The organism is Borreliella spielmanii, assembly GCF_014201705.1.
GTDB classification, from domain to species: Bacteria; Spirochaetota; Spirochaetia; order Borreliales; family Borreliaceae; genus Borreliella; species Borreliella spielmanii.
In genome coordinates, this window is record NZ_JACHFA010000024.1 from 1 (window position 1) to 2,117 (window position 2,117).

2 protein-coding genes are annotated in these 2,117 nt (G+C 27.0%); both read right to left on the bottom strand.

All coding sequences use genetic code 11. The features are described 5' to 3' along the window. Window positions 1-219, bottom strand: a 219-nt coding sequence (locus tag HNR35_RS05665) for a DUF643 domain-containing protein (RefSeq protein ID WP_236845805.1), incomplete at its 3' end; no start/stop codon positions are given. Window positions 220-476: 257 nt separating this feature from the next. Then, complete coding sequence (locus HNR35_RS05670) at window positions 477-1,601, bottom strand: hypothetical protein (protein ID WP_183224538.1); 1,125 nt, start codon at window positions 1,599-1,601, stop codon at window positions 477-479. Window positions 1,602-2,117: the final 516 nt, after the last annotated feature.

Below are 2,117 nucleotides of genomic sequence, written 5' to 3' on the forward strand. Positions count from 1 at the left end.
ACATTTTTCTACTATTCCTTCCTTGTAGCTATAATTAATCTCAACATTTTTGGAACTTCTATATTTTTCTATTAGATATCTATCTTTTAAAACCCCTTTAATAAATTCTTTTGTGGGTGGTCCTAAAGGGTCATTTATTATTTCATAAGCGATGTGTATTTCCTTTTTTGTTTTCTTATCTAAATTATCATAAAAATCTGAAACTTTATTAGCATGCATATTATCTATATAATAATATATAGCAAAAACATAATATCTAAACAATAACTTTTCAATTATTAACATAAACTTACAACTTGCTTATATATGCTAAAATTTTAGCAAAGGAGGAACTACAATAACTACTGAAAAATGTTTAATATAAAACTTTAACTAAACATTTTAGCGAACTTAATACTCATAAATAAAAACAAGACTATTAGATAGTCTTGTTTTTCATAATTTATGCTTAAATTCAAATTATATTTTAAACTATTTTATTTATCATCACTGCTAGTGACATACTCTTTAATTGTTTCAAAATTGGATTCATTTTTAAGATATTCTTTAACCTTTTCTAATTCTGATTTTAGTTTATCTAAGTCTGATTCAATTTCTTCAATCTTAACATTTTCTTTTAATGGGGGTTCTTTGCTATCCATTTCACTAAGTATATAGGCCTTATTGCCTACATTTAATTTAGTCCTTAAATCACTTCTAGCTTCGCTCAATTTTTCCAATAATTTTTCTAATTCTGAATCTTCTTCCTCCTCTAAATTCCAAGTATTATATATAGCTTGCGTAGGATCATCAGTAAAATGGTCGTATATGGGGCCTGTAACTTTATCTCTAACTTCTGTTGCCTTTACTTCTAGTCTTCTTTCATCCTCCACAAACCACCTTTTATATTTAATAGCATCGATATCTCTATTTATCTCATCTATTTTTTTTGTAAGTGTTTCGATTTTGCTTTTAACTTGTCTTTCTTCTTGTTCTTGTTGTTGTTTTTCTTTTTCCTCTTTCTCTCTTTTCTCTATTTCTGCTTTAGCTTTTTCTTCTTCTTCTTCTTCTTGTCTTTTCTTTTGTTGTTCTTGTTGTTGTTTTTGTCTCTCTATTTTTCTCTCTCTTTTTTGTTGCTCTTCTTTTTCTTTTTCTTCTTTAGCTTTTCTTTCTTGCTCTTCTTTTTTTGCTTTAACTTCTACTTGTTCTACTTTTTGTTCTACTACTTTATCTTTTTTTTCTTCTTCTTCTGCTTGACCACCACTATCTCGTGTTGTTTTTAATGCTGGCATATTACTATCGCTATTAGGCTCATCGCCCTGCATTAATTTTTCTTCGTCATCTTTTTTATTTTCTTTTTTCTCCTTTACTTCTTCTTCTTTTAATTTTTTTGCTATTTCATGTACTATTGCATCATCTGAAATAACTCCTTCTTCTTTATCTAAAAACCCCTTAACCTGTTTTTCTAATCCTTGTTTAATTTCTTTTCCTATTTCTACACCTTTTTCTATACCTTGTTTAACTTTTCTTTCTATGGTTTGTTTTGAATCTGCATAATTCTTGCAAGAAATTATCAGCGCAAAAACAGCACAAATAATAAGTATTCCCATTTTTTTATTCATAATTTACTCCTACTCCATAAGTCTTAAAGATAACGCAACACCTAATAAATTCAATTTTTTATACTATTTAAATATTTAATTTTGTTACATTCTGAATTACAAAGTAACAAAACTCAAATGTAATTTTAATCAAACTCGAAAAATCTCTCCATTGCAAATGGCCAGCTCATTACAAAAGACTACAAAACCCATACAAATTAAATTTCCGGGTATTTGCTATATATCACACAAAGTATATAGTCTTTCTTGTGTGCACCCCTTAAAAACTACCACTTCTGCTTATTAAAACTACTCTACAGTCCAAATTCCACATGCAATGAAAAGCACCACAATTTGACTAAAATTTTAAGTTTTTGGTAAAATAAAAATTGCTATTTTTATATATTTTTATTACTTTTACTTAATTTAAAAGTAACACTTGTAAAAAGAGGACTTTATGGACTTTAATAATTATCTTAATTTAAATAACAACAACACAGATTTTATTCTTAAACTACTAAAAGATTATCAAAAAGT